Origin of the sequence: Nonomuraea sp. NPDC049486 (assembly GCF_040676925.1) — a bacterium.
Taxonomy (GTDB): Bacteria; Actinomycetota; Actinomycetes; order Streptosporangiales; family Streptosporangiaceae; genus Nonomuraea; species Nonomuraea ferruginea.
The window spans coordinates 1-23060 of the sequence record NZ_JBFAPV010000028.1 but is presented as its reverse complement, the minus strand read 5'-3'; the positions used below and the strand labels follow the sequence as shown (position 1 = coordinate 23060).

The following is a 23060-nucleotide window of genomic DNA, read 5'->3' as shown; positions in this document are numbered from 1 at the left end:
ATGTCCCCCTGACGTATATGACTTCAGGCGCTTCGGACCGGGCCCGCGAGGCGTGGACCGACATCGGGGAACGAGCCGTCGCCGAACAAGATCCGCGCCGCCAGCGTACGCCCGGCACGGCCGCGCAGCGCGGTCACCGCCGCCTCGGCCGCGGCCGGGGACCGGATGCCGGCGAACACCCGGCGCAGCAGCAACCGGCCCCGGAACCGGGCACGCAACGCGCCTCCGTCGTACCGGCTCAGCACGCGGGCGTCCCCCGTACGCAGGTAGTCGGCGGCGACCGCCGCGGCCAGCTCGGACATGCGCAAACAGGGGTCCAGCCCACCGGCCGTCAGCGGCGACACCGCGCCCGCGGCGTCCCCGACGAGCAGCCCCGCCGGGCACGCCAGCCGCCGCAGCACGCCGCCCACCGGGATCGGCCCGCCCCGGCGCTCGACCGGCCCGGTCGGCGCCGAGCGGCCGGGCGCGTCCTCGGCGAAGGCGTCCAGCAGGTGCCGGATCCCGGTACGCATCGCGCCCGGATACCCCGCGACCCCGACATGCGCATGCCATCCGTCGTCGATCACCCAGCCCAGATATCCGGGGGCGACCCGCGGATCCAGCACGCAGTGGAAGGCCGGGGCGGTCGCGCCCGGCGCGATCGGATAGACGATCTCGGCGCCGACGAGCAGGCGGCGGTTCACGTCGAGCCCCAGATCACGGGCCACCCGCGACCGGGCCCCGTCGGCGCCGACGACGAACCGGGCCGTCAGCGGCTCCGCGCCGACGAACCGCACCAGCCCCGCCGACATGCCGTCATACCGTACGCCCAGCAGCACCCGGGCCCCCGCCGACTCCGCCGCGCGCCGCGCGTGCTCGTAGACGGCCGCCATGTCGGCCACCCGGTACTCGTCCCGGTCACTGGTGAGCCGGACCGGCGACCGCCGCGACGGCGGATACAGCAGCACGTCCCTGATGCCGGGCCCGAGCAGCCGGTCCGGCAGGTCGAAGTCGTCGAGGGTGCGCCGTACGAAGATCCCCGTCGTGCGGATCCCGGCCGACAGCGACCTGCGGCGGTCGGCCACCATCACGTCCAGGCCCCGCCGCGCGAGCAGGCGAGCCGTGTGCAGGCCGGCCAGGCCCGCGCCCACGACGAGTACGTCCACTGTCTGCATATCCTGCGACGTTAGGCGCGACACCCCGCCCATCCGGCCGTTTGCACGCTATCCGCCCGATACCTCCACAACGCCGCCACATGGACGGGTCACTTGACCACGCGTCCCGTGATCTTCTGCCCGTCCAAGGGGGCGGCCAGGCAGTACACGGTCCTGGTGCGGGGCCAGTCCTCCTGAGCGGGCCAAAGCCCCCATAGGCCCATTTCATCCCTTTTCGAGTCTTCGATGCGCATTCTCGGAAGGCATCCGTCTTCCATGAGCCGCGTCATCTCCGCCCCCGGATACGGCCCTTCCGGGAGGACGTACGTGGTGGCGAACTCGGCCGAGTGCGGCACATCGCAGGGAACGGCGAAGAGGGTGACAGCTCCAGATCAGCTTGCGCCAGGTTCACCGGGCCGAGGCACGGAGGGCCGCCGCGATCCAGGCGAAGAGCGCGGGGCCGTCGTCGCCGGTGTCGGGCGGGGTCCCGTTGATCACGGCCACCAGGGACAGGTATCTGCCGTGGGTGGCGTCGTACCGGGCGTTCTCTTCCGCATCCGAGCGCTGGATCTGCTCGACCATGAGGAAGGCCGTGGCCAGCCGCTCACGTGACTCGGCCGTGGAGCGCCCGCCGGCGAGGGCCCCGGCGGTCGCGTCCGCCATGCCGACGACCAGTTCCCGCGACCGCGGGGAGTCGGCCGGCAGCCCCGAACGATACGCCTCCAAGACCTCCTTGCCGATCTCCATCCCCTCCTGGTGGATGAAGTCCCACACCGGCGCGTCGGCCAGCCGCCGTCCCGGGAACGTGCCGTAGGTGTCCTGGAGCCAGGAGCGGACCGCCCCGCGGAACTCCTCGCCCCGCACCAGGTCGGCCAGCTCGATCCAGGCTTCGAGCTGGGCGGCCGTGGGGTCCTCCGGCAGGCGCGGCCGCATCGTGCGCAACCGCTCGACGAAGCCGGGAGGCACGTCCAGGTTCTCGCCGACCTCGTTCCAGAAGTCGTCGACCAGCCGCTCGCGTTCCTCGTCGGGCATCGAGACGAGCTTGTGCATCAGGGCGACCTTGGCGGCCGTGCCGCCTTGCTTGACCAGGGTCCTGAGCACGGCCCGCCTGGCCCGGAGGTCACGTTCCTGACGCTCGACGAGCTCCAGGTGCGTCGCGAGGAGACCGTGCAGCGACGTCTCGCCGCCGAGCAGCCGGCGGATGTCGTCCAGCCCCGCGTCCAGGTCCCGAAGGGTACGGATGAGCTCCAGCCGGGCGATGGCCCGGACATCGTACAGTCGGTAACCCGCCTCGGTCACGTGGGTGGGCGCGATGACCCCGGCGTCGGAGTAGTAGCGGATGGCGCTGACGCTCAGACCGGTCCGGCGCGCCACGTCCCCGATGGGGTACGTCTCGTTGTCGTCCATGCCCGTCACTATGGAGTCTCAAGCGGCCTGAGACTCAAGCCCCGCTCCCGCACCGTCGCGCCCCCACCACAGGAGGAAACTTGGTGACCAGCCACGACGCCCAGACCTGGGACCCCTTCGGCACGCTGCGCCGCGCACTGTGGATCGGCGGCGGCCAATGGGCCGGCAAGTCGACCGTCGCACGGCTCCTGGCCGTCCAGTACGGCGTCACCGTCTACCACTACGACTACCACGACGCCCGCGGCCACAACGACCGCCGGATCGCCCGCCGCGTCGGCCGCGGCGAGCCGGTCACCGGTCCCGACCCGGACCGGATGTGGGTCCACACCACTCCGGAGAAGATGGCCGCCGAGACGCTGGCCGGCTTCCCCGACCGGTTCGAGTGGGCCCTGGACGATCTCCGCGCGCTCGTCTCGGGTCACCCGATCATCGCCGAAGGCTGGGGGCTCCGCCCCGAACTCGTCGCGCCCGTCATCGACTCACCGCGCCGGATGGTCGTCATCGTGCCCACCCCGGAGTTCCGCCTGCGCCAGGTCCAGGAGCTCCCCCGGGCCGCCTCGCTCGGGCACCGCGTCAGCGACCCGGCCCGGGCGCAGGCCAACCGCCTCACCCGTGATCGCCTCGTCGCGGAGGACGCCGTCCGCACCGCCCAGCGGATCGGCATCCGTGTGATCGAGGTCGACGGCTCCCGCGACGCCGCCGCGATCGCCGAGCTCGTCGCCGACCACTTCAGCCCCTACCTTCCACAGAAGGTCTGAAAGACGGTCACCGGCCCCATTTCTCCGGCTCCCGTCGTCCGTACTCGACCAGGAGCTCCAGGGCCCGCCGCTGCCCTGGGCTCATCCGCGCTGACCCTGGTGCCCGAGGGCGACGAGGTCGTGGTCGGCGACCCCGAGACCGGCACGTTCGTGACCGTGCCCGCGGTGCGGGGTGGTGATCTCCGCGCTGCGGCGCGGCGCGACGACGGGCGAGGCCGCCGCCGAGGCCGAGGCGTTCGCCGGTGAGCCGGTCGACGTGCCGGCGTTCGTCGAGGTCCTCACCGAGCTCGGCTTCGTCGACGACCGCACCGGCGAGGAGCGCGAAGCCGTACGCACCGCGCCCATCCAGTTCCGCCGCTGGATGGGCGGCGTGAGCCAGAGGCCGGCCCGCCCGTTCTTCGGCCCGGTGGCCTGGACCGTCTACGCCGCCTGCGCCCTGTTCTCCGCCGGCGTCTTCGTCCTCTCGCCCTCGCTGTTCCCCCAGCCGGCACGGGACGCGTTCCCGCTCGGCGACATCGGCCTGAGCGCGCTCCTCCTCGCGCCCTTCGCCCTGGTCTCGACGGCCCTGCACGAGTGCGGGCACTGGCCGCCCGCGCGCTTCCCGTCATCGTGACCGTGGTCCAGTGGACCGCCGCCGCCCTGGCCGTCAAGGAGTACGCCCGCCGGTTCCGCCTCCGGCGACAGACTTGACTCCGTATCGTTTTTCAATACTATCGAATCTCGATAATATCGAGCAACGATGTGGAGCCGTACCGTGCCCCTCAACAGATCCAACCCTCTGAAGTGGACGGCGATCGTCGTCCGCGTCTTCTTGGTGCTGTTCGCCGCGACGATGGCCTACGAGGTCGGGCTCGCGGCCTTGACCGGCGGAGAGAACGCGTGGGGCTCCCGCGGCACCCGGAGCCTGGTGTGCGTGTCATCACCGCACATCGGCGACGTGGAGGGCAACGTCGCCGAGGACCCCCAACGCCGGAAGGCCGTGCGGGCGAGCGGCGCCCTCGACGCCGACCCCTACCCCGTGGAGAAGGGAGTCGAGTTCTTCTACGAGCTGCCCCGGATCTGCAAGGACGACTCCAGCCTCGGCACGCAGCTGCTGTACCAGACGTCGCGGTTCGCCACCGAGCTCGTCCTGCTCGTCTCCATCGTCCTTCTCGACCGGCTGATCAGAGGCGTACGGCGGGAGAACGGTTTCGATAAGGTGGTCGTCCGCAGGCTGTGGTTCCTCGGCGTGTTCCTCATGGCCGGCACAGTCGCGGCGTCGCTCTACACGACTCTCGTCGAGACCGGCCTGGCCGTGTCGATGGTGGCCGGCTCCATCAGGGACGTGTGGGAGATGGCCCTGTTCGGCTGGAACGTCCCGTGGGCGTTCCTGCTCGCCGGGCTCGGGCTCGTGGTGATGTCGAAGGTCGTACGCGTCGGCGCGCACATGCGCGAGGAACTCGAAGGAACAGTCTGATGTCGCCCGCCGAGAACTCCGAGCACACCATCGAGGTGCACCTGGACAGGTTGCTCGAGGAGCGCGGCATGACGGTGGTCGAGCTGGCCGACAGGGTGGGCATCACCAACGTGAACCTCTCCATCCTCAAGAACAACCGCGCCAAGGCGATCCGCTTCTCCACCCTGAGCAAGCTCTGCGAGGTCCTCGACTGCCAGCCCGGCGACCTCCTGTCCTTCACCCCCCGCTCCACCACGGAGTGACCGCGCGAGGCGGCCGCCCTGGCGCCTACGCCGCGGCGGCCCGGAGGCCGAGGACGACGAGGACGACCGCCGACATCCTGCCCACCGCACGCCTGAATCCGGCCCCGCGCACGAGATGCGCCCCTCGGTGGAGGAGCACCGTCCAGGTCAGCAACCACACCGCCATCAGCAGGGCGTGCGCGGTGGCCAGCGTGAGGATCTGCCCGCCGAGATGACGGCCGGGCAGGACGAACTGCGGGACCAGGGTCAGATAGATCGAGGCCGCCTTGGGGTTGAGCACGTTCGCGAGCAGGGCTTGCGTATAGCCGGAGCCGGACCGTTCCGGCTGGTCCGTCAGCGCGGGAGGCGAGGGCAGGGATGTCGAACGCCACGTCCACAGGCCCAGGCACACGAGATAGACCGCGCCGAGGAGCTTGACGGCGGTGAAGGCCTGGCTGGAGTGCATGACCAGCGCCGACAGCCCGGCGGCGGCCAGGGTGGCGTGCCCGTACAGGCCGGTGACCGTACCGAGGATGACGGGGAGAGCCTGACGGCGCCCGCCGGCGGTGACGCGCTGGATCAGCAGGGTCAGGCTGGCTCCCGGGGTGGCGATGACAGGCAGGATCGCCAGGAGGAACGCGGCGATCGCGTACGGGTGGATCATGCCTGGAGCACGACGCGGAAATGGGTGGTCAGGCGGCCGTCGTCGTCCAGGACGTGGAAGGCGAGGCCGGGCGGTTGCTCGCGGTCGGCGGGCCGGTCACCCTCCCACGGCAGGCGCAGGGTCCAGGTGACGGCCGGCGCGACGATCAGCGGGCGGCCCGCGAAGGTGGACGCGGCCGCGGTGTGAGCGTGCCCGGTGAGCACGGCGGCGACCCGCGGGTGGGCGTCGAGCAGCGCGGCCAGGTCGCCGGGCTTCTCCAGCCGGGAGGAGTCGGGCAACGGGTGGTGGAGCTCGACGGGCGGCTGGTGGAAGGCGATCAGCGCGGGCGTGCCCGGGGCGAGCCCGTCGAGGGTGGCGTGCATCCAGGCCAGGGTCTCGGGGTCGAGCCGGCCCTCGTCGTGGCCAGGGATGGTGGAGTCGCACATCAGGATGGCGGTGCCGGCGATGTGGTGCACCTGGTTGACGGGGCCGGGGCCGGGCGGCTGCCGCAGCAGCGCCTTGCGGTAGGCCGGGCGGGCGTCGTGGTTGCCGGGACAGGTGAGCACCGGGAAGGGGGCGGCCAGGATCCGGGCGGCCTGCTCGTACTCGGCCTCCTCACCGTGATCGGCGATGTCACCGGTGACCAGCACGGCGTCGACCGGGCGAGGGAGCGCCCGCAGGTGGTCCATGACGCGGGTGGCGCGCCGCGTCGCCCGGTCGGTGCCGTCGAGGTGCAGGTCGCTGATCTGAGCCAGCAACAGCGTCATCGTGTGACCCTTTCGTCTAATGGTTAAATGGAATTTAACGTTAGAGACCGTAGGGTACGGAAGAGGAGCGGGCAACCGGAAGGGGTTGGAGTGGAACGCTGGCCGGCCTTGGAACTGGCGAGCACGATCCGCCATGACGGTAACGGTGGTGTCACCGACGACCTGGCCACGCCGCAGAGCATGACCCGCTGGATCGGCCGGCAGGCGGAGCTGCTGGCCGGCCACGTCGACGTCGCGCAGCTCACCGGGGACGAGAAGCTGAGAAGCGAGATGGTCGAGCTGCGCCGGGCCGTGCGGGCGCTGTTCGCGCGAGCGGTCAGCCCGGCGCCGCCGAGCCGGGCCGACGCCCACCGGCTGATGCCCGCCGAGCAGGCGCTGGCTCTCCTCAACGCGGCGGCCGCCCGCGAGGCGATCGTCCCTCAACTGCACTGGCCCTCGGACGCCGAGCCCAGCACAGGGGTGCTGTCGGCCGAGCCCGACGCCGACGTCCGGCTGATCGCGGCCCTGGCACGGGCCGCCATCGACTTCCTGAGCGGTCCGCAGCGCGAGCGCCTGCGGGCCTGCGACGCGCCTCGCTGCGTGCGCTACTTCGTCCAGAGCCATGGGCGGCAGGAGTGGTGCAAGCCGTCATGCGGCAACCGAGCCCGCGCGGCCCGCCACTACCAGCGCCACAACGCCGCTCTCCCCGAGGCCTGAGCGTGCCGGGGCGAGGGGGTTGGCCGGAAGACCATGATCGTGTTTTCTGGAGGCACCCCCCGACCTGAGGACAGCCGATGCCCCAGCCCCTCGCAGCGCTCGCCGCTGTGCTCGCCACTGTGCTCATGTCCGCCCTGCTGACCGCCGGTCCCGCCGGCGCGGCGGCGGACCCGCCCTTACCCTCGGCGATCTTCCGCGCCACCCACAACAGCTACTCCGGCGACCTGGACGGCGCCAGGGGCTCGATCACCCGCCAGCTCGACCAGGGCGTCCGCTTCATCGAGCTCGACATCCACGACAACGGCTACGCCACCGCCCGCGACTACGCGATCGGCCACGACGCCCCCGGCGACCTCGTGGACCGCGCCGGCAACCCGGCCTCGAACCTCCTGCGCGACTGGCTCACCGTGATCGACACCTGGTCCACGAACCACCCCACCGCCGCGCCCATCACCGTCGCGCTCGACATCAAGGACGACCTGACCGACAACACCTCGTACGCCGCGGGCAACCTCGCCGCGCTCAACCAGGAGCTCGTCTCCGTCTTCGGCGCCAAACTGCTGCGCGCGTCCGACTACCCGGCCACCCCGCCGACCGTGGGCGCGCTGCGCGGCCGCGTCCTCGCGCTGCTCTCCGGCAACGCCAGGACCCGCGCCCTCTACAAACGCGACTCCGGCACCAGTCCCGCCGTCGCGATGAACGGGCGCGGCCAGGTCGTCGAGGTGCACGACTCGGGCTCGGGCGACCTCTGGTACTGGAGCGGCACGTACGGGTCGGACGGCACGGTGACCTGGCTGCGGCACGGCCGCTACGACTCCGGCATGACCCCCGCCGTGGCCCTCAACGACGACGGCGACCTGGTCGAGGTCCACCGCTCCCAGAACGCGACCACCCTGTGGTACCGCGTCGGACGGCTCGCCGCCGACGGCGAGATCACCTGGTCACCGAGCCGCCAGTACGACAACGGCGTCCTGCCCACGATCCGGTTCGACGCCACGGGCACCCGGCTGCGCGAGATCCACCGCAGCCAGAGCAACAGCCAGAACTGGACCTGGGCAGGCGCCCTCGACCCGGCCGCGCGCACGGTCACCTGGACGGGCAACGCCAAGACCGCCGACCCCCGCTACGACAAGACCACCTCGGCCGCCGGCGCGTCCAGCGTGCGCGTCTGGACCGGCGCCGACGGCCCGACCCCGGCCCAGACCCTGCGCGTCGACACGGCCCAGCGCACCGGTGACCGCATCCGCTACCAGCAGATCGCCTTCGACGAGTTCCAGCAGGGCGACAGCGCCGAGCTCCAGCAGGGCGCGCTGTACTACGCCGCCCCCGCCGGTCAGTCGTCGTTCATCACCGCGGCCCGGCAGGCCGGACGGCTCGTCCGCGGCTGGAACCTGGACTCGGCCTCCCAGGCGACCGATCCCCTGGCCAACTTCCCGGCCACCAATCACCCGTACGCCACCTGGTACCAGAACCTTCTCAGCCAAGCCGGCGCCGTCCAATGAGCGGCGATCAGGGCGTCTCGCCCGGCTTGTCGACGATGCCGGAGTCCAGGACGGACATGGCCATGCTGTGACCGCCGCGCACGCTCTTGACGCCGAGGTAGCGGTAGGTCCGGGGATCGAGAATCGTGTACCCCTTGCCCGCTTCGCCGTAATCCAGGACGACCGCCAGACCCGGGCGGCCTTCGGCGGTGGCGACGTCCTCCTCGACCGTGACGCCGGGGATCTTGGCCATCGCCCTGAACATCGTCGCGGCGGTGTCCGGCGGAATGATCGGCCCGTACTTCAGGTACCACTGGATCGCCCCGTAGGCGCGGCGGTCCTGTTCGCTGCCGGGCGGGCATTCGGGCTCGCAGATCGACAGGGCCGCGCGTTCGCGCTTGAGCCGGTAGAAGTGCCGCAGCATCGCGTCCGGGTCGCCGGGCAGCGCTTCTATCTCGCGGAGGGTCTGCGCGGAGTTCGCCGGCCCCTTCTCCGACTCGCTCACCTTCAGCTCGCCGTCGCTCCCCCGCAGAGCCGTCATGGCGCCGTCCATCCGGCTCCAGTGCTCGTACACGGGGAGGGAGTCGACCGGCTGCGACTCCTTCATGTAGAACCACTGGTCCGGCCGGACCGTGGTCGCCTTCGTCCTCTCGGCCACCAGCGCGGCGTTCTCCAGCACCGCGGCGGCGCTGATCGGCGGCTCGCCCTCTTCGGTGGCGCCCCCGAGTTGGGTGGCGCCCACCGCCAGGGACGCCGCCAGGCAGGCGGCGCTCACCAGTGCACCCCGGCGGACGGCCCGCCTGGGCCGGACATCAGGAGTACGGCGGATCTCGGTGAGCAACCTGTTCCGTGCCGCGCTCAGGTCGGTCGGCGGCGGGACCTCGTCGCGCCGCCGGTTCAGCAAGGTCATCTCGTCCATGGCCGAACTCCTCGTCACAGTGTCGGATCGATGTCGCCGAGCTTGCGGCGCAGCTTCTGGCGAGCCCGGTTGACGCGCGAACGCACCGTCCCCACCGGCACGCCGAGCGATTGGGCGGCATGCTCGTAGCTGAGCTCGCCCCAGGTCACCAGGAGCAGCGCGTCCCGGTGCCCGGCCGGCAGGCCGGCGAGGGCCCGCAAGAGCTTGTCTCGCAGCCGGTGGGCCGCCACCCGTTCGTGGACCTGGTCGGTGAACGGCTCGTCCACCGGGTCCACCCCCTTGCGGCTCAGCGCCTTGTACAGGGTGATCTCTCGGCGGCGGTGCCGTCCGATGTAGTTGGTCGCGATGCCGTACAGCCACGGCCGCGCGTTCTCGCGGGTCAGGTCGTACGTGGCACGCTGCCGGAACGCCGCGATGAAGGTCTCCGCCACGATGTCGTCGGCCACGTCCTCGCCCAGTCGCAGGATGACGTAACGCTTGAGGACCGGCGCGTGCCGTTCGAAGAGGACGGCGAAGTGCTCCGGGTCGTCCCGGGACCGGGCGATCACCGTGGCGTCGTCGGTCACCGTCACGCCTGCCGGGTGCCCGCTCTGATGTCGCATGTCCATGCCTTTCGGATCTCAGCTGACATCAGTGATTGCCGTGGGCGCGGGTACCGGTTCCCCTGAATCTCCCGCGTACGGTGATCATGCGAACTTGCCGTGAAGGCCGCACATCTCATGATTCGTGATCAAAAAGACGATGGCCGTGGCGTTGGTGATCGGCTCGACCCTGGCGGGAACGAGCGCTGTCCACGCCACCGCTACCAAGATCCCCAAGAACTTCCTGCTGACCGAGCGCACGGCCGCCGAGGGATCGGTCGTCGAGGACGAGGAGTGGTGGAAGATCAGCGACAGCCTGTCCCGGCAGCTCGCATTCAATCCCTGCCGCTCGAAGCGGAAATCCCGCGACGGCCGGGTGGCGATGCGCACCATCACCCACCTCACCAGCGCACCATCGAGCGCCGGCGAACAGCTCGTGCTGTACAGGAATGCCAGAGCCGCCCAGGCCGCCTTCCGCAAGCTCCGCGCCGACCTGGCCAGGTGCTCGAAGCCGGCCGTGGTGAAGCGCGACCGGTTCGGCTACGTGGGCAGGCCGTTGCGCGTGGGAGACGAGGCCCTGTCGGTGGCCGGTTACGACTACGACGCGAAGGGCCGGCGCCTGTCTCCGTCAGACGACCTGGCTGTCGTCGGCCGTCGAGGCGCCGCCCTGTTCCTCTACACCGCCAACGCCAGGGGCCGGGGAGCGAACAAGGAGATCACCGGTCAGGCCGGAAAGATGGCGAAGAAGGTATGCGGCCTTCCCGGCGTGTGCGGCAAGAAGACCGGCTCCCGCTGACCCCGCCCCTCGGTGGACCGCGCACAGGTCCCCTGACAGCGGCCTACGACCATGGTCCGCGCTGATCCGTGCTGCCTCGGCTGGATTCTGATCGTCGGCTCGCTCGCCACGGGTCTGCTCGGTATGGTGGCCGATTCTGATGGCCGACCCGACCATCCGGGTACGACTGGACGCCGCCACTGTCCTTTTCGGATCACGATGCGCCGTGGTCCTCGTGCCAGAGTTCGGCGCCGTCCTTGTCGTAGCCGATGATCCGGAAGCCGTCGCGGTACATGTCCTCGCTGTGCCGCTGCGTCCCCGCGAACAGGCGGAAGCCATCGATCTTCCACGGATTCGGCCTGGTTCGTACCTTGACGGTCGTGCCGTCCTTGAAGACCAGTCCGACGCGGACGGTCTCGGTGCTCGTGATGCCGAACCAGTGCTCCTCGTGGTCGCCCAGTTCCACCTTCGTCGGCTTGCCGTCCATGTCGATCAAGGGTTTGCCGGGTCCGCCTCTCTCTATCACGTGCATGGGGCCGACGGCCTGACCGTTCAGCTTCCAGATCAGGGTCTTGCCGGGTGTCTCGTACAGGCCCGCGACCAGCTTGCCCGGCATCTCCACGGTCGGGCCCAGCGGCTTGGCGTCGGCTTCCGGAATGACCAACCGCTGCTGCCGCTCGATCCGCGTGATCGTCTCGCCCTCGCGGCCCGCGAACTCGAACGCCGTCACCGTCCTGTCCGAGGGGACGGTCACCGTCCAGATGCCCTGGGGGGTGTCCTCTGGCTGTAGGACAGTCCCGTGGACCTCGCTCGCGTCGGTGAGAGCGGTAACGCGGGCGACCCTGTCCCCCGCGGTGCCGAAGTACATCACCAGCCCCGTGGCCGGGGCGGGGAAAGTCTCTGTGGAGCCCTGCTCGGTCGCCTCCTCGGCGCCGAGAGGCCGGCCGCACCCGGCCGAGAGGGAACCGGTCCTGTTGTGCACCCGCTCGCACAGGACCGTCCCGTTGTCGGTCCTCGCGTACCAGAGGGAGATGGGGCGCTTCTGGGAGGGATTGTCGATCGTCAGGACCTCGCCGATCCGGTACTCGTCGCCGGTGTAGTCCTTGGGAGGCACAGTCGGGGTGATGGGGACGATGGTGGCGACGTCGCCGCGCTCCGTTCCGTACGTGGCCATCAGGCCGGCCGGGAGGGCGATCGCCGCGACACAGATCCCTGCCACCAGCGCGTTCCTTGCCGTCCTGCGCCTGTGCGAACGCGAGACCACCTCGGCCGGGAAACGCGGCGGCGCCTTCGGGGCACGCTCGGCGGCACGTCCGAGCTTCGTGCGCAGATACGACTCCAACTCGTCGGTCATGCGGAGTTCCCGTTCGTCGTGGGGTGGGGCAGGGTGGTGCGGAGCTTGGCCAGGCCGAGCGACGCGTGGCTGCGCACGGTCCCGCGGGAGACGCCCAGCACGGCGGCGATCTCCACGTCCGACAGGTCCTCGTAGTAGCGCAACACCAGCACGGCACGCTGCTTCTTCGGCAGGCCGGCCAGTGCCGGCCAAAGGCCGTCGTCCGAGGGCAGCCGATCGGTCCGTGCCGTGTCGGGAAGTGCCCAGTCGAGCCGCTCGCGCCTGCGTAGGCGCCACGTTCTGATGTGCAACCGAGTCATGATCATCCGGGTGTACGCCTCCGGCGCCTGTTTCTGGCGCACGCTCGGCCAGGCGCGGTGGAGCCGGATCAACGCCTCCTGGGTGAGGTCGGCCGCGTCATGCGGGTTGCCGCTGAGCAGGTAGCCGTAGCGCAGCAGGGCGTCCGCCCTCTGCGCCACGAATTCCTCGAAGCGCTCATCCAACGAGCTCCGCCTTTCCACGGTTTCGTCTTGGGATAGAGCACTCCGCCGGGTCGGACTGTTGAATCGCCGCAGAGAACAGGTCAGGCCTTCATCGACCTGCGCACGGCGGCGTCCACCAGCTCCCGCATCTCCTGCTCGGTGAAGATGTCGGGCAGGGTCAGCCGCTCCACGATGAGCCAGTTCAGCGTGAGGTAGAGGAGCACCACCCCGGTCGAGTCGCCGGGCAGCCCCGAGGCCGCGTGGTAGCCGATGTTGTCGTCGATGTCCTGGCGGATGCGTTTGGTCAGCACGGCGCGCAGCTCAGGACGCCGGGTGGACTCCAGCCGGAGCTCGAGCAGGGCCAGGTAGCCGGAGTTGAAGGCCGAGACCCGCTCCACGAGTTCGTGCATGAGCTCGGTGTAGCGGGTCTCGTCCTGGACGCCCTCCATGCCGCGGGCCATCGTGGCCTCGTCGGGCAGCAGCCGCTCATAGATGCGTCCGCCGACCTGGGTGAACAGGTCGTCGCGGTTGGCGAAGTAGTTGGACGCCGTGCCCGGGGGCACCGCCGCCTCCGCATCCACGGCCCGGAAGGTCAGCCCTCGCGCGCCCTCCTTGGCCAGCACCTCGATGGCCGCGTCGATCAGCGCCAGCCGCCGCTCGGGATTCCTCCGCACTTGACACCACTCCGTTTGTAGTACTACGTTCTGACCACTCCAAACAGAGTACTACATCGAGAGTGATTCAATATGCGAAAGCTTGTCTACTACATCGCCGTCTCGCTCGACGGCTACATCGCCGGCCCCAACGCCGAGTTCGACTTCTACCCCGTGTCGGACCAGATGGACGCCTGGATCAACGACCGTTACCCCGAGACGCTCCCGACCCATGTCCGCAAGCTCGTCGGCCTGGAAGGCACGCCCAACAAGGTCTTCGACACCCTGGTGATGGGCCGCGGCACCTACGAGCCGGCCCTGGAAGTCCCCACCACCAGCCCGTACGCCCACCTGCGCCAGTACGTCGTCTCCAGCACGCTGACGATCGACGACCCCACGGTGCGGGTGGAGACCGGCGACCCGGTCGAGCTGGTCCGGCGGTTGAAGGCCGAGGACACCGGCATGGACATCTACCTCTGCGGCGGCGGCAAACTCGCCGCCTCCCTGCTCCCGGAGATCGACGAGATCATCCTCAAGAGCTACCCCGTGGTGGCCGGCGCGGGCATCCCCATGTTCTCCGGACAGTTCAGCCCCACCCTGTTCACCCCCACCCGGCGCGAGTCCTTCGACAACGGCGCCCAAGTCACCTGGCTCACCAGGGCATAGCACCTCAAGGAGGAAGCATGCATATCAAACTCCCCGCCACGATCACCCAGGTCAAGACCGAGCACCAGACCCGATCGCCACACCGGCACGACCAGCCGACGCGCGATGTCAAGCCCACGGGCCGGACCAACCTCTCCCGCCGCCCGACGGCCGCCCCCCGCCGCAGCGGCTACTGAGCGGGCCGGCTCGGACGCAGATTGAGGCACGGCTCAGCCCCCGGGTCGTGACCGGAGGCTGAAGGGCGGGGCTGCGGTTTGACGGTCAGGACCGAGGACCGTCGCAGGCGAGGTCCTTGCCCGGCAGGGTTCCCTTCGTCAGGAACGCGACGGTGGCCTTGTCGGCGCAGGTCGAGCCGGTGCCGTAGACGTAGTGACCGCCGTTGTCGACACCGACGAAGCCGGCGCGATCCCCCAGCACCTCGCGCATTCCCCGCCCCGCGGCCCACGGCGTGGCGTTGTCGCGGCGGTTCTGCAGGATCAGGACGTTACGCGGACCGTGCGAGGTGACCTTGACCAGCGGCTCGACCGGCTTGGTGGACCAGAACGCGCACGACCGGATGTTGTTGGGCATGCCGGCGCTCAGCGGGTACTTCGCGCGGGCGGCCGAGGTGGCGCCGGCGTAGGAGTCCACGTCGCGCGACCAGGTGGTGTCCCCGCACATCAGGGCCAGAGCCATGGTGACCTGGTTGTCCGCAGGCACGCCCGGCTCGGCCGCGGCGTCGGCGAAGACCTGCTTGAGCACGGCGACGCCCGCGTCTGTCGGGGCCTTGCCGGCCGACAGGTCGGCCGCCGCCTTCCAGAACTGGGTGAGCGGGGCGAGCGTTTCGTTGTGCAGCAACATCTGGTAGGTGATGACGCGCAGCAGCGCGCCGTTGACGGCCGCCGGCGTGCCCGGCACCGCGGCCGGTTTCCGGTCGAGGTGGTCGGCCAGTGTGAGGAAGGTATGGGTGACCTCGTCGACGGTCCCGCCCAGCCCGAGCTCGGTGTCGTTCGCGGCGGCGACGCGGGCGGCGTCCGGGAACCGGTCGTTCATGCCCTGGTTCCACGTGTCCAGCATCTTCGCCCACGCCTTGCTCGGGTCGACGTTGCTCTCCAGCACCATCCGGTCGGTGTTGTGGGGGAACAGCGAGGTATAGACCGCGCCGAGGTAGGTGCCGAAGGACTGGCCCCAATAGGAGATCTTCCGCGCGCCGAGTGCCTGGCGGATCCGGTCCATGTCGCGGGCGGTGTTCGCGGTGGTGAAGAACCGGAGCTTGTCACCGACCGCGGCGCACTGCTCGGCGGCGGCGCGCGCGCTGGTGACGTTGCCCTCGATCGAGCCGCCGGCGCCGGGGTAGGCGAACACGTTGAGGAAGCCGGAGTCGGTCAGGCCGCAACTCATCGGGGTGCTGTGGCCGACGCCGCGTGGGTCGAACCCGATCAGGTCGTAGGAGTTCAGCACCGACTTCGGCAGCGTGGGTGCCATCTTGCCGGGCATGTCCAGGCCCCCGAGTCCCGGGCCGCCCGGGTTGAACAGCAAGGCGCCGCGCTTCTTGCCGGGCTTGGCGGTGGCGACCCTGGAGACCGCGACGGTGATGGTCTCTCCCTGGGGATGGCGGTAGTCCAGGGGCACCTTGACCGTGCCGCAGGTCTGCCTGGGGTCCCGTTTGACGCCCGGCGCGAGTTCCGGACAGCCGCCCCATTTGATCGAGGTCTGGACGTGGCCGGCGCCCACCTCGGCCGCGGCGCTCTTTGGCTGTCCGCCGACCGTCGCCCCCGTCGCCGCGAGCGCGGCCAGGATGCCGGCGACGACGATTCGTCCGCGGTTGGTGCTTCCCATGGTGATGTCCTCCGAAGTGCCGTTGTGCCGCGAACTGGTCCGCGGTTGACCGTGGTTCCGGCCGCCGACAAGAAAGGTAGGAGTTGAGTGCCCTGTCCCGAATCACCGCGCTGCGGACATTCCGTGTAGCTCATATGAGGGACAAACGCGGTAAAACCGGAGGCCAGAGATCGCTAGGCTCAGCACCATGGGGGGGACCAGGGTCGGCGACCTGTCGCGGAGGTCGCGGGACCGGTGGCGCGTCCACGACGCCGCGGTGAGGGACCTGTGGCCGGCCGTCGCGTTCACCGGGCTGGCGTTCGTCCCGGCGCTGTCGGTCATGAGCGCCCAGCTTGGTGACCTGCCAAGACGCCCGGCTGACGCGCTCGCGATCGTCCTCGTCCTGGCACAGACATTGCCCCTCGCGGTGCGTACCCGGTGGCCCGCCGCGTGCCTGGCGATCATCGGTGCGTCGTTCGCGGTCCATGAGGCGGCCGGCTACCCGCACGAGTTCGGCACCGTGACCATCTACCTCGCGCTGTACTCGGTGGGCGCGCACCAGGAGCGGTTCCGGCGCCTCATCGCCGTCGTGGCGTCCGCCGCGTACGTCGTGCTGTGCGTGGCCGTACACCTGCTCGGCTCACCGAACGCGCTGAGCGAGTTCCTGGTGTTCTACCTGGTTCTCGTCGCCTGCTGGGTGCTCGGCGTCTTCGTACGCGGGCGACGGCTCGACGAGGCCGAACAACGGAGGCGCGCCGCCCTGGCCGCGGCCGCCGCCGAGCGGGCCCGCATCGCCCGGGAACTGCACGACGTGGTGACCCACCACGTCACCGGCATCGTCGTGCAGGCCGACGCCACGCAGTTCCTGGCCACGTCGCCGGACCGCGTGGTCACCGCACTGTCCACGATCGGCCACGCCGGCCGCCGAGCCCTGGCCGAACTGCGGTACCTGCTGGAGGTGCTGGAGGCCACCGGAGAGTCGGCCGTGCCCGTCGCGGGAACCGTACGAAATCTGGTGGCACAGACCCGAAACGGCGGCCAACCGGTCGACCTGGTGGGGGACGGCGACCGGCTCGCACTCCCGGCCGGCGTGGGGCTGGCCATGTACCGGGTGGTGCAGGAGGGCCTGACGAACGCCGTCAAGTACGCCGAAGGCCGCCCGACCACGGTGCGCGTCGACTACCGGGACGACCGGGTGGAGGTCGAAGTGACGAACGCCGCCGCCGCGGTTTCCGTAGGCGCCGGAAGCGACCTCTCCGGCGGCCGCGGCCTGGCCGGACTGCGCGACCGGGTGGGCGCGCTGGGCGGCGAGCTGACCGCGGGCGAGCAACCGGACGGCGGCTTCCGGCTGCACGCGTCGATCCCCGTAGGCGGTGCCGAATGACCATTCGCGTCGCGATCTGCGAGGACCAGGAGATCGTCCGCACCGGCTACATGACGGCGTTCGACGCACAGCCGGACATGGAAGTGGTCGGCGTGGCCGCCGACGGCCCAGCCGCGCTCGAGGTGGTCACGAGCCTGAAACCGGACGTGGTGGTCATGGACATCCACATGCCGCTGATGGACGGCATCGAGGTGACGAGGCGCATCGCCGGCCCCGGTGTCGTCGCGCCGCCGAAGGTGCTGGTGGTGACCACGTTCAACGTGGACGAGTACGTCTACGAAGCCCTGCGCGCCGGAGCCAGCGGCTTCCTCCTCAAGGACGCCCCCCTGCTGGAGCTGGTGAACGGCGTCCGCACCGTCGCCCGCGGCGAGTCCTTGCTGTCCCCCGCCGTGACCCGCACCCTCATAGGCCGCTTCGCCGAGCGCGTCCACCCGGCGAACCCGACCCCGGCCGAGGATCCGCTGGCCGCGCTGGCCCCCCGCGAACGCGAGGTACTACGCCTGATCGCGCGCGGCCTGTCCAACGCCGAGATAGCCGCGGAACTGGTGATCAGCGTCGAGACCGTCCGAACCTACGTTTCCCGAATCCTGTCCAAACTGGACCTACGCGACCGCGTCCAAGCCGTGGTCTTCGCCTACCGCACAGGCTTCGCCCACCGCTGAAAAGATTCCGGAACCGGACCTTCCGACCTGATGGGGTGTTCACGAGTCGCGGGGCTTGCTGAATTCTTCGATCAGCACGGGATACTGTTCGCCGCCGTGTCCTGCGGCGATCGAGCGGTCGGCCATAGCCTTGATCAACTTCGGCAGCTCGGCGTTGACACCCACCGCCTCGCTCTCCTCGATCAGGTGTGCCATCGCCCGCACGTCGGTCTCCAGGGCCGACACCTCGGCCGGGAAGGAGCCGCTGTCGATCTGCTCGGCATACCCGGGCAGCCATTCGGCCACACCGGCAGCGATCTGCCGCGCGAACGGCGCGTACGTCGCGGCGTCGACACCGGCCGTTCTGAGCATGGCCGTGCCCTGGAGCCAGGCGTTCAGGACGCTCCACATCATGGCGAGGCCGGCCACGTCGTACAGGGACGCCAGCCCATGGTCCGCACCAAGGTAGGTGACGGTGCCGAGAGCGTCGAGCGTCGACTTGTACGCATCGAAGTCCGGCTGCGGCCCGCTGTGCAGAATCACCGCTTCGGCGGTCCCGATCGCCGACGGGATGGCCATGATGGCGCCGTCCAGGTAACGGGCGCCGCGCTGCTCGGCCCATCGAGCGGCCGCCCGGGCCTGGGCCGAGTCACCCGAGGTCAGGTTGATCACCATCGTGCCGTCCAGCTCGACGTCGCTCGCGCCGAGCAGCTCGTGCATGGCCTGGTAATCGGTGACGCAGATGATCGTCAGGGAGCTTGCCCTGAGCGCGTCACCGACCGTCGGCGCCCGCCGCGCACCCTCGGCTACCAACTGGTCGGACTTGGAGGTTGTACGGTTCCACACGGTTGTGGGATGCCCAGCTTTCAGGAAGGCGCCGGCGAGCGCCCGGCCCATCAGCCCGAGTCCGATGACTGTCACGGGTGCATTGGTTGTGCTGTCCATGGCAGCATCGTCAACGTTGATACCGGTATGAAGGTCAAGTGAGGTTTCGGTGCTGATCGGGGAATTGAGTCGCCGGACGGGTGTGAACGCCCATCAGCTGCGCTACTACGAAGCCCAGGGGCTGCTGGCGGCAGACCGGGGCGCGAACGGTTACCGCGAGTACGACGAGGACGCCGTGCTGCGGGTGAAGCAGATCCGGCACCTGCTCGGTGCCGGATTGTCCTCTGAGGACATCGCGTACCTGCTGCCCTGTGCGGTCGGAGAGGCCCCCGAACTGCTCGGATGTCCCGAGCTGCTGGCCGCGATGAGGTCACGGCTGCGGCGACTTGACGATCAGATGGACCGGCTCGCTCAATCCCGCGACGCTCTTGCCGACTACATCGATGCGGCCGAGCGCATGGCCGGCGAGAGCTATCCGCCCTTTCACGATGCCGACCAGGAGCCCGTACCCGCCTGAGCGATCTGCTGGGTTTCCTGCCAGGAAACCCTGGGTCCCCGTCTTGACCCGTTCGCGCCGGATGGCGGTCCGCGCCGCGGTCGGAAGCCACCTGGATGTACCTAGGGCATCACGCCTCGATGCTGACGGCGGCACGGCGGGGATGCGGGGCCTCGATCTCGTCGAGCAGCGCCACCGCGAAGTCCGCGTACGTGATCCTGCTGGCCGGGTCCGCATGGTCGGCGATCCGGTACCGGCCGGTGCGCGTTCCGGCATGGTCGAAGTCGCCTGCCGGAGCGACGTACGCCCAGTCGAGGTCGCACTCCTGAAGCACGGCGAGACCCGCCGCGTGGCCGAGGTAGAAGGCGCGGTATTCGTTGGGATAACCGGGCTCGTCCATCAGCGGAGCACCCGAAGCCCCGGGCATGATCGATGCCAGGCCGACCACCGCCAGCCGGCGCACGTTCGCCTCCGCCAGACCGGTGGTCAGGGCGCGGGCCGACGCGGTGAAGAACTCGTGAGGCGGCGCGGACAGGTCAGCGGCGGCGCTGATGGCCGCGTCATGGCCCGCGGCCGCATGTGCGACGCCCGTCCCGTCCGTGACGTCACCCGCCACCACGCGTACGTCGGTCAGATCGCCGTGGCTCGCGGGGTCACGCACCACGGCGGTGACCCGGTGCCCCCGCCGGCGCGCCTCGGCGACGGCCTGCCTACCGGCTCTGCCGCCCGCGCCGAAGACCACAATGTTCATCGTGAACCGCCTTTCACCGGGGCCGGGTCCCGTTCGCCCGGCCGCTTCCCGGACGCTACCGAGGGCTGCGGTTACCACGGGGATACCGGTTATCGTGAGGCCATGAGGGAACCCCTGCCCGCCGACATGTTCGACGAGCTGTGCCCGTCCTCGCTCAATCCGATCCGGTTCGGCGACAAGTGGGCGGCGCTCGTCATCCGTTGCCTCGAGCACGGGCCGCGCCGGTTCTCCGAGCTGCGTGTGCCGCTGAGCCGCGTCACCCCCAAGGTCCTCACCCAGTCGCTGCGCTCCCTCGAACGGGACGGTCTGGTCGAACGCACCGTCTACACCGGCGCCGCCCCGCATGTCGAGTACGGGCTGACCCCGCTCGGCCGTAGCATGCTCGGGCCGATGGCGATCGCCTGCGCCTGGACGCAGGAACACTGGGACGAACTGCTCGACGCCCGCGAGTCGTACGACAACAGCTCTCGTCTCGACCGCGCCGGCTGACGCGATGGCCATGGTCGTCAGCTTCAGCTACGACGGCATCCCCATCACCCACCTGACCGAGGCTCACCTGGAACAACACCTCACCGAAGCGGAAGCCCTGATCGCGCCGAGCGGACAACAACGAGCCGTACGACCTTTCGCAGACCCCTGAAGCATGCGAGCGCTGGCGTCAGGACCTTGACATGTACCGGGGCGCGCTGTCTTCTGCCCCCGGACTCTGGTGCAGGAGCATGATCCGGCACTGGATCGACTTCGACGGGACCACAATCTCGCGTTCGCCCCGCATAGAGCAGGGTCATCCTGCTGTGCGCAGCGACGCGCCGCTCTCCCCACGGATCGGGTTTCCGTGCGGGCACCGGAAGGCCGCGGCGGGTCAGGTGAGCAGGCGCTGCGGGTGCATGCCGTCAACCAGCCCCGTGTCCGGCGGATGCACGCTGTAGCCGAGCATGTGGCGGACCCGCCGGCTCAGTTGCCTGGCCACCTCCCGGCCGGGTGACAGGGTGAACGCCTCCCTTGTGCGCAGCCACGGCTCACAGTAGTGCGCAGTGATCGTCAGATTGGGGCCGCCGGCCGGGGGGACTTCGGCGGCGCCGTGCCAGAGGGTGCCGAGGATGATCACGCAAGAACCCGGCGGGGGCGTGAGGGCGACTCCGGGCTCGTCCGGACGGCGGGCCGAGGGCCAGCGGTGGCTGCCCGGCCACAGGGTGAGAGTGGCCCCTTCGTCGAGGGTCCACGTAGCGACGACCGAGAGGGCGGGCCGGGGACGGGGAACGGGATAGTGGTCGTCGTCCGCGCGGGGCGGGCGGGCGGCGGCGCCAGGGGCCCTTTCGATCACGTCCAGTTTCGAGAGCAGGAAGTTCGGCAGCAGGAGCCGATCGAGCAGCGCCACGACGTACTGGTGGTCGAGGAGGGCGTCGACGGCGCGGGTGTTGTGCAGGACGCCGAAGATCTGCCGAGTGTGACGCGACCTGAAGGGGTCGCGACCGGCCGGCACCAAGAGGGGGGCGAGCTCCGCTCGGATGCGCCGGCGGCGGCCGGCCGCGAGGAGGCCGGGGAGCACGAGGTAGCCGTCGCGGTGCAGGCGCGACATGGCGCCCGGATTCATGGCGCACCGCCGTCACGATCGCCGGTGACACCCAGTGCGGAGACGGTGAACAGCCAGACCTCGCGCATCACGGCCTGCTGATCGGGGCGCGGGCTCTGGTTCAGGACGATGGCGAGGATGGCGCGCATGCCGCCGACCACCGCGGCGGCCAGGAGCTCCGGGTCGCGATCGCCGGCCACGTGTCCTTCGGCCTGGCTCGCCGCGAAGTGCTTGGCGCCCAGGTCGATGACCCGTTTGAAGCACTGGGCTTCCAGTGCGGCCACGCGGGCGTCGCCGACCATGCGGCCGAGGACGACGGGCGCGAGTGGGTCCGCGTACATGTGCTCGACCCAGGTGGCGACCTGCGCCCGCCACCGTTCGAGCCAGGTCGCCCCCTCGTAGTGTCCGAGCACGGTGTCGGCTATGAGCCGCTCGTAGAAGTCCTCCAGCAGGGCGCTCATGAGGCCGCTGCGGGTGCCGAAGTAGTGGTACGGGAGTCCGGTGCTCATCCCGGCGCGTCTTGCCACGGCGGCCACCTCGACGTCACCGCTGGCGATCAACTCTTCCGCGGCGGCTTGCAGGAGGCGCCGGCGGCTGGCGCCGGCACGGTCGGAGACGCGTTCCATGGCTACAATTTTGGTTGAGCTCAACTCAATCCGCAAGCGACATTTCGTCTCGCCTGTCGTCGGCGGCGGGCGAGACGGCCGTTCCCCGCCCGACGAGGCCAGTACGGCAGCCAAACTGAAAGAGACCGCCATGGTTGAAGACACAATGCTGAGCGGCGGCAACTGGTTACTCAGGGCGGTGACCCCCAGAAACAGCTGGACGAGCGACAGCGTCCAGAAACCCATCTGCGCCCAGTTGAGAAGGCACAGCACTTGAACGCCGCGAGGCATGAACCGCGCCAGCTCGCCTCCTCCGTCGCACTCTGGCCGTGCCGAGACGCTGCGTGGATGCGCTCAAGGTCGACCGCGAACGCCGGGAGGTAACCAAGAAGGCAGTAGATGAGAGCTGGCAGGACAACGACCTCGTGTTCGCGTCCAAGGTCGGCACCGAGCTGGACTCTCACAATGTCCGCCGCTCGTTCCGTACCGTCCTCGTCCTCAAGAAGGCTGGCCTCAACCCCTTGAACGGGGTACCCAGGGAGATGCGGCACATCTCACTGCTCTCCGACTCGGGAATGCCGATCGAGGCCATCTCACGCCGGTCGGCCATCGCAACACCAGCGTGACAGAGACCGTCTACCGCAAGCGGCTGGAGGGCGCCGAGGCAATGGATCGGATCTTCGACCCAGGTCAGTGATCTTTGAGCCAGGATTCCAACACGTTCAGCTCGTACCAGAGGGCTTGTCTCGCTCAGGAGGACGAACGCCTCTCGCCCTCCGTCGTCGTTCCGGCCTCGTCCTGTCCTGGAACTTGAGAATGCCTAGCCGTACCGCATCGTCCTCATGCGTGAAGATCCATCGATTGAGGTGCCCCGAAGATTCCGGACAGTTGGCTACATAAACTGACAGAAGTCTGGAAGAGGTAGGTACGTGACGAGGCGTCGCAGGCAGTTCTCGC

The 23060-nt window shown here is 69.9% G+C and carries 29 protein-coding genes; 15 read left to right on the top strand and 14 right to left on the bottom strand.

Annotated elements, in window-relative coordinates:
* Positions 1–23: 23 nt before the first annotated feature.
* On the bottom strand, positions 24–1154 hold the full coding sequence (locus AB0K05_RS42635) for an NAD(P)/FAD-dependent oxidoreductase (RefSeq protein WP_364237273.1): 1131 nt from the start codon (positions 1152–1154) through the stop codon (positions 24–26).
* Between the two features lie 387 nt (positions 1155–1541).
* A complete protein-coding gene (locus AB0K05_RS42630; RefSeq protein WP_364237271.1) occupies positions 1542–2540 on the bottom strand; it encodes a MerR family transcriptional regulator in 999 nt (332 codons plus the stop codon).
* 83 nt (positions 2541–2623) lie between these two features.
* On the opposite strand from AB0K05_RS42630, the gene AB0K05_RS42625 reads away from it, so the two are divergent.
* The 4 genes from AB0K05_RS42625 (at position 2624) to AB0K05_RS42610 (ending at position 4996) form a co-directional block, all read left to right on the top strand.
* Positions 2624–3298 (top strand): hypothetical protein, encoded by a 675-nt coding sequence (locus tag AB0K05_RS42625; protein ID WP_271275737.1) that lies wholly within the window; start codon positions 2624–2626, stop codon positions 3296–3298.
* A gap of 175 nt (positions 3299–3473) precedes the next feature.
* Positions 3474–3911, top strand: a complete 438-nt coding sequence (locus AB0K05_RS42620) for a hypothetical protein (protein WP_271275738.1) — start codon at positions 3474–3476, stop codon at positions 3909–3911.
* Positions 3912–4052: 141 nt separating this feature from the next.
* Positions 4053–4754: a DUF2975 domain-containing protein gene (locus AB0K05_RS42615; RefSeq protein WP_271275739.1), complete on the top strand. Its 702-nt coding sequence runs from the start codon at positions 4053–4055 to the stop codon at positions 4752–4754.
* Positions 4754–4996 carry a helix-turn-helix transcriptional regulator gene (locus AB0K05_RS42610; protein ID WP_271275740.1) on the top strand — a complete coding sequence of 81 codons (243 nt, stop codon included), beginning with the start codon at positions 4754–4756 and terminating at the stop codon, positions 4994–4996. Before AB0K05_RS42615 ends, AB0K05_RS42610 begins: the two co-directional genes overlap by 1 nt.
* Before the next feature lie 25 nt (positions 4997–5021).
* Here AB0K05_RS42610 and AB0K05_RS42605 read toward each other — a convergent pair whose 3' ends face one another.
* Both AB0K05_RS42605 and AB0K05_RS42600 read right to left on the bottom strand, forming a co-directional pair.
* Positions 5022–5639: a LysE family translocator gene (locus tag AB0K05_RS42605; protein WP_271275741.1), complete on the bottom strand. Its 618-nt coding sequence runs from the start codon at positions 5637–5639 to the stop codon at positions 5022–5024.
* Positions 5636–6385 (bottom strand): phosphodiesterase, encoded by a 750-nt coding sequence (locus AB0K05_RS42600; protein WP_271275742.1) that lies wholly within the window; start codon positions 6383–6385, stop codon positions 5636–5638. Before AB0K05_RS42600 ends, AB0K05_RS42605 begins: the two co-directional genes overlap by 4 nt.
* Before the next feature lie 90 nt (positions 6386–6475).
* On the opposite strand from AB0K05_RS42600, the gene AB0K05_RS42595 reads away from it, so the two are divergent.
* Positions 6476–7081 (top strand): CGNR zinc finger domain-containing protein, encoded by a 606-nt coding sequence (locus AB0K05_RS42595; RefSeq protein ID WP_271275743.1) that lies wholly within the window; start codon positions 6476–6478, stop codon positions 7079–7081.
* Positions 7082–7158: 77 nt separating this feature from the next.
* The gene (locus AB0K05_RS42590) at positions 7159–8583 is read left to right on the top strand and encodes a hypothetical protein (protein WP_364237266.1); all 1425 of its coding nucleotides are present in this window, start codon (positions 7159–7161) and stop codon (positions 8581–8583) included.
* A gap of 7 nt (positions 8584–8590) precedes the next feature.
* Here AB0K05_RS42590 and AB0K05_RS42585 read toward each other — a convergent pair whose 3' ends face one another.
* Positions 8591–9481: a CU044_5270 family protein gene (locus tag AB0K05_RS42585; RefSeq protein WP_364237264.1), complete on the bottom strand. Its 891-nt coding sequence runs from the start codon at positions 9479–9481 to the stop codon at positions 8591–8593.
* A 14-nt stretch (positions 9482–9495) separates the two neighbouring features.
* On the bottom strand, positions 9496–10083 hold the full coding sequence (locus AB0K05_RS42580) for an RNA polymerase sigma factor (protein ID WP_364237261.1): 588 nt from the start codon (positions 10081–10083) through the stop codon (positions 9496–9498).
* A gap of 124 nt (positions 10084–10207) precedes the next feature.
* Between AB0K05_RS42580 and AB0K05_RS42575 the strand changes: the two genes are divergently transcribed.
* Positions 10208–10858, top strand: a complete 651-nt coding sequence (locus tag AB0K05_RS42575; protein ID WP_364237259.1) for a hypothetical protein — start codon at positions 10208–10210, stop codon at positions 10856–10858.
* 193 nt (positions 10859–11051) lie between these two features.
* On the opposite strand, the gene AB0K05_RS42570 is transcribed toward AB0K05_RS42575, so the two are convergent.
* The 3 genes from AB0K05_RS42570 to AB0K05_RS42560 all read right to left on the bottom strand — a co-directional run bounded on the left by AB0K05_RS42570 (position 11052) and on the right by AB0K05_RS42560 (position 13326).
* On the bottom strand, positions 11052–12191 hold the full coding sequence (locus AB0K05_RS42570; protein ID WP_364237256.1) for a hypothetical protein: 1140 nt from the start codon (positions 12189–12191) through the stop codon (positions 11052–11054).
* A complete protein-coding gene (locus AB0K05_RS42565) occupies positions 12188–12673 on the bottom strand; it encodes a SigE family RNA polymerase sigma factor (RefSeq protein ID WP_271275750.1) in 486 nt (161 codons plus the stop codon). The genes AB0K05_RS42570 and AB0K05_RS42565 overlap by 4 nt, the downstream gene beginning before the upstream one ends.
* An 80-nt stretch (positions 12674–12753) precedes the next feature.
* The gene (locus tag AB0K05_RS42560; protein ID WP_148029050.1) at positions 12754–13326 is read right to left on the bottom strand and encodes a TetR family transcriptional regulator; all 573 of its coding nucleotides are present in this window, start codon (positions 13324–13326) and stop codon (positions 12754–12756) included.
* 72 nt (positions 13327–13398) lie between these two features.
* Between AB0K05_RS42560 and AB0K05_RS42555 the strand changes: the two genes are divergently transcribed.
* Together AB0K05_RS42555 and AB0K05_RS42550 are read left to right on the top strand one after the other, a co-directional pair.
* Positions 13399–13971 (top strand): dihydrofolate reductase family protein, encoded by a 573-nt coding sequence (locus AB0K05_RS42555; protein WP_364237253.1) that lies wholly within the window; start codon positions 13399–13401, stop codon positions 13969–13971.
* A 17-nt stretch (positions 13972–13988) separates the two neighbouring features.
* Positions 13989–14147 carry a hypothetical protein gene (locus AB0K05_RS42550; protein ID WP_364237250.1) on the top strand — a complete coding sequence of 53 codons (159 nt, stop codon included), beginning with the start codon at positions 13989–13991 and terminating at the stop codon, positions 14145–14147.
* An 85-nt stretch (positions 14148–14232) separates the two neighbouring features.
* Here AB0K05_RS42550 and AB0K05_RS42545 read toward each other — a convergent pair whose 3' ends face one another.
* Positions 14233–15789, bottom strand: coding sequence for an alpha/beta hydrolase (locus tag AB0K05_RS42545; RefSeq protein WP_364237247.1), 1557 nt, complete (start codon positions 15787–15789; stop codon positions 14233–14235).
* Positions 15790–15976: 187 nt separating this feature from the next.
* On the opposite strand from AB0K05_RS42545, the gene AB0K05_RS42540 reads away from it, so the two are divergent.
* Together AB0K05_RS42540 and AB0K05_RS42535 are read left to right on the top strand one after the other, a co-directional pair.
* A complete protein-coding gene (locus AB0K05_RS42540) occupies positions 15977–17152 on the top strand; it encodes a sensor histidine kinase (RefSeq protein WP_271275754.1) in 1176 nt (391 codons plus the stop codon).
* The gene (locus AB0K05_RS42535; protein WP_271275755.1) at positions 17149–17814 is read left to right on the top strand and encodes a response regulator transcription factor; all 666 of its coding nucleotides are present in this window, start codon (positions 17149–17151) and stop codon (positions 17812–17814) included. The genes AB0K05_RS42540 and AB0K05_RS42535 overlap by 4 nt, the downstream gene beginning before the upstream one ends.
* Positions 17815–17853: 39 nt before the next feature.
* Here AB0K05_RS42535 and AB0K05_RS42530 read toward each other — a convergent pair whose 3' ends face one another.
* Positions 17854–18738, bottom strand: a complete 885-nt coding sequence (locus AB0K05_RS42530; protein WP_364237243.1) for an NAD(P)-binding domain-containing protein — start codon at positions 18736–18738, stop codon at positions 17854–17856.
* Positions 18739–18787: 49 nt separating this feature from the next.
* Here AB0K05_RS42530 and AB0K05_RS42525 point away from each other — a divergent pair, with 49 nt between their 5' ends.
* Positions 18788–19195 carry a MerR family transcriptional regulator gene (locus AB0K05_RS42525; protein WP_219552471.1) on the top strand — a complete coding sequence of 136 codons (408 nt, stop codon included), beginning with the start codon at positions 18788–18790 and terminating at the stop codon, positions 19193–19195.
* A gap of 109 nt (positions 19196–19304) precedes the next feature.
* Here the strand turns inward: AB0K05_RS42525 and AB0K05_RS42520 are convergent, their stop codons facing one another.
* Positions 19305–19925 carry an NAD(P)H-binding protein gene (locus AB0K05_RS42520; protein ID WP_364237240.1) on the bottom strand — a complete coding sequence of 207 codons (621 nt, stop codon included), beginning with the start codon at positions 19923–19925 and terminating at the stop codon, positions 19305–19307.
* Between the two features lie 102 nt (positions 19926–20027).
* Here AB0K05_RS42520 and AB0K05_RS42515 point away from each other — a divergent pair, with 102 nt between their 5' ends.
* Positions 20028–20414, top strand: coding sequence for a helix-turn-helix domain-containing protein (locus tag AB0K05_RS42515; protein WP_148029042.1), 387 nt, complete (start codon positions 20028–20030; stop codon positions 20412–20414).
* Between the two features lie 4 nt (positions 20415–20418).
* On the top strand, positions 20419–20565 hold the full coding sequence (locus AB0K05_RS42510; RefSeq protein WP_271275758.1) for a hypothetical protein: 147 nt from the start codon (positions 20419–20421) through the stop codon (positions 20563–20565).
* A gap of 222 nt (positions 20566–20787) precedes the next feature.
* Here the strand turns inward: AB0K05_RS42510 and AB0K05_RS42505 are convergent, their stop codons facing one another.
* Both AB0K05_RS42505 and AB0K05_RS42500 read right to left on the bottom strand, forming a co-directional pair.
* Positions 20788–21504, bottom strand: a complete 717-nt coding sequence (locus AB0K05_RS42505) for a phytanoyl-CoA dioxygenase family protein (RefSeq protein WP_271275759.1) — start codon at positions 21502–21504, stop codon at positions 20788–20790.
* A gap of 11 nt (positions 21505–21515) precedes the next feature.
* Positions 21516–22124 (bottom strand): TetR/AcrR family transcriptional regulator, encoded by a 609-nt coding sequence (locus AB0K05_RS42500; protein WP_271275760.1) that lies wholly within the window; start codon positions 22122–22124, stop codon positions 21516–21518.
* A 323-nt stretch (positions 22125–22447) separates the two neighbouring features.
* Between AB0K05_RS42500 and AB0K05_RS42495 the strand changes: the two genes are divergently transcribed.
* Positions 22448–22729, top strand: coding sequence for a hypothetical protein (locus AB0K05_RS42495; protein ID WP_271275761.1), 282 nt, complete (start codon positions 22448–22450; stop codon positions 22727–22729).
* The last annotated feature ends 331 nt before the right edge of the window (positions 22730–23060 follow it).

Coding starts and splice junctions, on each gene's coding strand:
- AB0K05_RS42635 (WP_364237273.1), bottom strand. CDS start 1,154: ATGCAGACAGTGGACGTACTCGTCGTGGGCGCGGGCCTGGCCGGCCTG.
- AB0K05_RS42630 (WP_364237271.1), bottom strand. CDS start 2,540: ATGGACGACAACGAGACGTACCCCATCGGGGACGTGGCGCGCCGGACC.
- AB0K05_RS42610 (WP_271275740.1), top strand. CDS start 4,754: ATGTCGCCCGCCGAGAACTCCGAGCACACCATCGAGGTGCACCTGGAC.
- AB0K05_RS42605 (WP_271275741.1), bottom strand. CDS start 5,639: ATGATCCACCCGTACGCGATCGCCGCGTTCCTCCTGGCGATCCTGCCT.
- AB0K05_RS42600 (WP_271275742.1), bottom strand. CDS start 6,385: ATGACGCTGTTGCTGGCTCAGATCAGCGACCTGCACCTCGACGGCACC.
- AB0K05_RS42590 (WP_364237266.1), top strand. CDS start 7,159: ATGCCCCAGCCCCTCGCAGCGCTCGCCGCTGTGCTCGCCACTGTGCTC.
- AB0K05_RS42585 (WP_364237264.1), bottom strand. CDS start 9,481: ATGGACGAGATGACCTTGCTGAACCGGCGGCGCGACGAGGTCCCGCCG.
- AB0K05_RS42580 (WP_364237261.1), bottom strand. CDS start 10,083: ATGCGACATCAGAGCGGGCACCCGGCAGGCGTGACGGTGACCGACGAC.
- AB0K05_RS42570 (WP_364237256.1), bottom strand. CDS start 12,191: ATGACCGACGAGTTGGAGTCGTATCTGCGCACGAAGCTCGGACGTGCC.
- AB0K05_RS42555 (WP_364237253.1), top strand. CDS start 13,399: ATGCGAAAGCTTGTCTACTACATCGCCGTCTCGCTCGACGGCTACATC.
- AB0K05_RS42550 (WP_364237250.1), top strand. CDS start 13,989: ATGCATATCAAACTCCCCGCCACGATCACCCAGGTCAAGACCGAGCAC.
- AB0K05_RS42545 (WP_364237247.1), bottom strand. CDS start 15,789: ATGGGAAGCACCAACCGCGGACGAATCGTCGTCGCCGGCATCCTGGCC.
- AB0K05_RS42540 (WP_271275754.1), top strand. CDS start 15,977: ATGGGGGGGACCAGGGTCGGCGACCTGTCGCGGAGGTCGCGGGACCGG.
- AB0K05_RS42535 (WP_271275755.1), top strand. CDS start 17,149: ATGACCATTCGCGTCGCGATCTGCGAGGACCAGGAGATCGTCCGCACC.
- AB0K05_RS42530 (WP_364237243.1), bottom strand. CDS start 18,738: ATGGACAGCACAACCAATGCACCCGTGACAGTCATCGGACTCGGGCTG.
- AB0K05_RS42520 (WP_364237240.1), bottom strand. CDS start 19,925: ATGAACATTGTGGTCTTCGGCGCGGGCGGCAGAGCCGGTAGGCAGGCC.
- AB0K05_RS42515 (WP_148029042.1), top strand. CDS start 20,028: ATGAGGGAACCCCTGCCCGCCGACATGTTCGACGAGCTGTGCCCGTCC.
- AB0K05_RS42510 (WP_271275758.1), top strand. CDS start 20,419: ATGGCCATGGTCGTCAGCTTCAGCTACGACGGCATCCCCATCACCCAC.
- AB0K05_RS42505 (WP_271275759.1), bottom strand. CDS start 21,504: ATGTCGCGCCTGCACCGCGACGGCTACCTCGTGCTCCCCGGCCTCCTC.
- AB0K05_RS42500 (WP_271275760.1), bottom strand. CDS start 22,124: ATGGAACGCGTCTCCGACCGTGCCGGCGCCAGCCGCCGGCGCCTCCTG.